Annotated in this window: 3 protein-coding genes; 2 read left to right on the top strand and 1 reads right to left on the bottom strand. The window is 43.6% G+C overall.

Annotated elements, in window-relative coordinates:
• Nucleotides 1-298 precede the first annotated feature (298 nt).
• A complete protein-coding gene (locus H6G97_RS44830) occupies nt 299-3,370 on the top strand; it encodes a beta-propeller fold lactonase family protein (protein ID WP_190946915.1) in 3,072 nt (1,023 codons plus the stop codon).
• Between the two features lie 121 nt (nt 3,371-3,491).
• A complete protein-coding gene (locus tag H6G97_RS44825; protein WP_242056045.1) occupies nt 3,492-4,049 on the top strand; it encodes a PEP-CTERM sorting domain-containing protein in 558 nt (185 codons plus the stop codon).
• A 780-nt stretch (nt 4,050-4,829) separates the two neighbouring features.
• Here H6G97_RS44825 and H6G97_RS44820 read toward each other — a convergent pair.
• On the bottom strand, nt 4,830-5,258 hold a 429-nt coding region (locus H6G97_RS44820), incomplete at its 5' end, for a DUF1392 family protein (RefSeq protein WP_190946914.1).

The raw sequence follows: 5,258 nt of genomic DNA, 5'->3' as shown, positions 1-5,258 counted from the left end.
ATGGGATTTGGTGTTTACTGGCTGGGTGCAGGATTGGATGTGAAATGGCCTGGTGGTCACTGGGCAATTATTTGGTTGCCTTTAGCTTGGGGTGTGGGTATGGCGATCGCCTCGGCAATTTGGCGCTGGCAAGTTAGTTTACAAAAACCAGAGGAAGCGATCGGTTAAGTAAGTACTAAATTTTTAACATTTCGTCAATCCCAATTACTTTGAAAGTAACCTTATCTTATCCTGTTCTTAACTAGTAAATAAGAATATTGGCTGCGTAGGCAAGAAATTTTGATGTGTGAAACAGCAAATGTTCAATTTCAAGCGTAAGCGATATCTCCTACTTAGCCTGCTGGTCGCAGTGGTGATAGTAGTAAGCAGTATACAAATAGTTACAGCCCAGCTTGCTACTAGCCGTGTTGGTGATCTACCTGAAGGTGGAGCATTACTACCCACAGGTCAAGTGATTACACCCGCAGCTGCCCCAGGCTCGACGTTTACACGTTTGGCAACTGGTTTGCGTACAGATAATAATGCTGATGCTGCCGAAGCTGTAACCACAGCCCTCAGCCCCGATGGTAAAACTCTACTGGTGCTTACCAGTGGCTATAACAACAACTTCAGGAGTCAAAATGGTGCTGATCTCACTTATCCAGTCTTAGACCCATTAACTGGCAAACCAAGTGCTACGAGAACTTCAAAAGCTGAATGGGTTTTTGTCTTTGATGTCAGCAGCGGTAAGTTGGTTAAGCAGCAGCAGATTAACATTCCCAACACATATAATGGACTAGCTTGGGCAAAAGACGGCACACGCTTTTATGTATCAGGTGGCATTGACGATCGCGTTTATGCTTATGCCTCGAATGGCAACCAGTACTTGCCAGATGCTCCCTTTATTTTGCTAGGTCACAATTCCGAACAAACTGCGCCCTTCCCTATCTACGATGGTGGTTTGTTGAAGAACACACCAGCTGAAACTGTGGCAACAGGAGCAGTTGTAGCGCCAGCTCAAACTGTAACAACAGGAGCAGTTGTAGCGGGTCTTGATCTCAGCAAAGATGGCAAAACTTTAGTAGCTGCTAATTTTGAGAACGACTCAATATCAATTGTTGATACTACTAACCGTAAAGTACTCAGAGAAATTAAGTTCTTTAGACCAGGCGATCGAATACCAACAGGAGAATTCCCTTTTGATGTAGCCATCAAGAGTGCAGAAAACGGTGCAGCAGCTAAAGTCTTTGTTACCAGCCAGCGCGACAACGAGGTGGTTGCTGTTAGCATTGCTTCCGGGCAAGTTACCCGTATACCTGTAGGTAGCCAACCAAACAAAGTAACGCTCTCGACCGACCAAAAGCGACTGTATGTAGCTAACGGTAATAGTGATTCGGTTTCAGTCATCGACACAAATACCAATAGCGTTGTCCAAACTATCAATCTGTCTAGACCTAGCGATCAGTACAAAGGAGCAAATCCCAACTCTGTGGCGCTGAGTTCAGATGAACGTCAGCTTTACGTGACTCTCGGAGGTGAGAACGCTGTTGCTGTTGTGGATTTGCAATCTGGTCGGGTGATTGGACGTATCCCAACTGGCTGGTATCCCAATTCTGTAAGCGTTAGTAAGGATGGTCAAAACCTATACGTTGTCAATGCCAAGAGCAATTCTGGCCCCAACCCTTCAAATGGCGAAACAACACCAAGCGGACTAGCACGCAACACAACTTTTAGAAATGAGTATACTTGGGCTTTAGAAAAAGCTGGGATCTCAGTTATTCCAGTTCCGAAAGGTGGCACTTTAGCTACGCTTTCCGAACAGGTAGACAGAAACAACGGTTTCTACAATCGCCGTCCTGACCGGACGATGAAGTTTCTCCAGAACAAGATTAAGCACGTTATCTACGTAGTTAAAGAAAATCGTACCTACGACCAAATACTCGGCGATTTACCTGTTGGCAACGGCGACCCAGCATTAACTTTATTCCCACAACCAATTTCACCCAACCATCACAAGTTAGCCCTTGACTTTGTGACTTTTGATAACTTCTATGATTCTGGTGAGTCAAGCGGTGTGGGCTGGAACTGGTCTACTTATGCAAGGACAACTGATTACACTGAAAAAACTCAATCAGTACTTTATGGCAACGCTGAGTTTAACGGTTTGACCTACGACTACGAAGGTACTAACCGTAGAATCAACCTTGCCCTACCGCAAACTTCTTCTAATCCCTCCCAATTTAATACACGAGTAACGGGAGTGTTAGATCCCTCTGGGAAATCTTCTATTTTGCCTGGAACTCGAGATGTAAATGCCCCCGCAGGCGATGGTGAACTGAATTCAAACGCTATCGGCGGCTATCTTTGGGATGCAGCATTGCGTGCTGGTAAGACTGTACGCAATTACGGTTTCTTCGTCCTTGATGGCAGCTACAGTACTACCCAAGCAGATCCCACAGAACCAGATCCTACCAACCCGCTTTACATCCCCATCTCTCCAAATCCTACTGCTGATAATATTCCCCAAGCTGTAGCTGCTAAACGTGTATTGTTGGATAAAACTGACAACTATTTCCGGGGATACGACCAGAAGAATGCTGACATCTATCTATACAATGAATGGGCGCGGGACATTGATAGCTATCTGGCAAGGAATGAATTGCCTAACTTGTCACTAGTACGTTTACCTCACGACCACTTTGGTGATTTCGGTAACGCCGTAGCTGGTTTGAATACTGTCCCACTGCAAATGGCTGATAATGATTATGCTGTTGGCTTGCTAGTGGAAAAAATCTCCAAGTCTCCTCTGTGGAAAGACACTGCGATCGTTATTGTAGAAGATGATTCCCAAGACGGCCCTGACCATGTTGATAGTCATCGCTCAGTAGTCTATATTATTTCGCCTTACACTAAGCGAAAGGTCGTAGTCAGCACTAACTACAACACTGTTAGCCTAGTGCGGACAATGGAAGATTTACTGAACATTGGTTATTTAGGAATCACTGATGCCAATGCCAAACCGATGTCAGATGCATTCACTAGAGAACCAGATTTTACTGCTTATAAAGCTGTCGTGCCTGGTAACTTGTGTGGTAAACCTGTAGACCCCAAACTAGTGCCAGCTTGCCAAGACAAGAATGTAGAAAAGACAGCAGCTATCCCCTCTCTGCGTAACCAACAGTGGTGGGTGCAAGCAACCAAAGGCTTCAACTTTGAAGTTGAAGATAAGGTAGATCCTGAGAAATTCAATAACGTGGTTTGGGCTGGCATCAAAGGCAACAATGTGCCTTATCCGACAGAGCGCAGCCATGCCGACCTTCGCCAAAATCGCGCGCAGCTACTTGGTAAATTGAGTTTGAGTACAGATAACCTCTCTGCTCAAGCAAACTAATCAAATTCAGGCTTGATTTTCCCTAGCTCCTTGAAAAAGGAGCTAGGAGAGCATGGAGAATTAGGAATTATATCAAGCCTATTTACATCGTTTTCGTGAGAATTACTTGCAGAAATTTATCTTGAGAGAAATTGATATGAAATTAGTCTTGCAATTAACGCTTGCTACTAGTTGTGCCTTAATTTTTACTATTGTGGGAGCTAAATCAGTATCTGCCGCACTGATTAATTACGCTTTCACGGTCGATAGTTCTATAACTAAAGGAGAAGGTTTCTTTAGCTACGATGACTCAACTTTTAGTGAGGATAATATTCCGGTAGCAATAGTTAACTCACTAAATTTTCAATTCGACAACGACCTTAATATTTACACCGAAAAGGATGATACTGAATATCCAGGATATCCCATTGTATTTCCAACCACATTCTTAACAGGTATTGAATCTGTTGGATTGCAATATATCTTCTCCGATAAAGCCAATCCTTCAAGCTCTATCACATACGACATTAATGGATATGATTTTGCAATTACCTCTGCCAATAATATCCAAATTGGCTCAGGTAAAGTTACTTATAGGCAAGTTCCTGAGCCTACCATCTTAGGTGGCAGTTTCATTGCTTGTACCATTGGCTGGCTCATGAAGAAAAAGTTAACATTAGACAAAAAGGTTAAAGTTTAACCTAAAGTTAAGTTTAACGAAATAGGGAATATGTTATTTGTAGAACATATTCCTTAACTAAAAGACTGTATTGGAAAAATTAGCGAAACTATTTAAATTTACTTTCAGTAAAAACCCCCGTTAGGGTGATAAATAAGGATAAGTTCCAAAGCAAGAATTTGACAGCCTCACTAAGTTTATAAACTAGATAAGACTCATTTAAGCTAGTTTTTTTTGGATTTAAGCATTAACAATGCGTTTACAGTTCCACGCTAACAAATAGTCCAAGTTGTCTCAGAGGGTGACAACCTACCTATAAAGGTTGTCATACTCTGAGAGCGATCGCACTTCACAGGATAACCCAGTGCGTGACATTTCTCGATCAGCCACAATATCAAAGGTGGATATGTAATAGGGTGATTTGTCTTGCCTTGGACAAGGGTTTGATCAGCCCCAACTTCCCCGCCCCAAAGCTCTTGCAGTATCTCCTCACCAACTTGATATCAATGACAGAAATCCCCAGTCTTTTCAAAGCAGCATAGGGTTATATCTTGCGGATTTTCTTTCTGTTTTTTCACCCATAATTGAATTAGTTGCTGACGAGAATCCAGAGTCTTCCTGAACTCCCTGGTGCATTCTTCCTGTGCGGCGGTATCCTGGGCTGATGCCTTCTACCACTTCAGCAGTTCGGGAGTTGGCGCGAACAGAGCAAGGTGTTTACCTTTCCAATTTTGGGAGGGTACAGCGAAATTGAAACACCCTCGCCTCGGATTTCACCACTGTAATATGAGGTGTACACCGTCATAATCGGACTCTCTCCAAATCGTAGTCAGTCACCCGTGCGATGGGCGAAGTCCCGCCAAGGGCGATCGCATCTCTGAAAGTAAAAAGCTCGTCACCGTTTTCAGATATTCCTGGGGACATCCATTCGATGCAGTAGAACCAGGAATCGCAAATCAGTTGGATGCCCTGGACAATCCTTACTGGTAGCCCATTGCCATGAAATCGGAACTCGACGGTTTCACCCAGGCGAAACACAGGCTTTTCTTTGATAACTAATTGTAAGTTGCCTGTACCAATGATTTCACGTCCTAAAACAGTTAGATTATCGTTGCCGGAGACAATCTCATAACTCCAGCCTTTAGCTGACCACTCTATACCGCAACAGTAACCAAAAGATTTGGTGGTAGTGACGTAGACTTTCTCCAACAGGAAAACTTCTAAAGGGGG

The sequence above is a fragment of the Nostoc flagelliforme FACHB-838 genome, from assembly GCF_014698065.1.
Classification (GTDB): domain Bacteria; phylum Cyanobacteriota; class Cyanobacteriia; order Cyanobacteriales; family Nostocaceae; genus Nostoc; species Nostoc flagelliforme_B.
Note: the sequence above shows the minus strand (reverse complement) of the source record. Positions and strands in the feature narration are given on the sequence as shown.

Excerpts from the sequence above, each read along its gene's own strand:
- H6G97_RS44830 (WP_190946915.1), top strand. The coding sequence starts at position 299 with ATGTTCAATTTCAAGCGTAAGCGATATCTCCTACTTAGCCTGCTGGTC.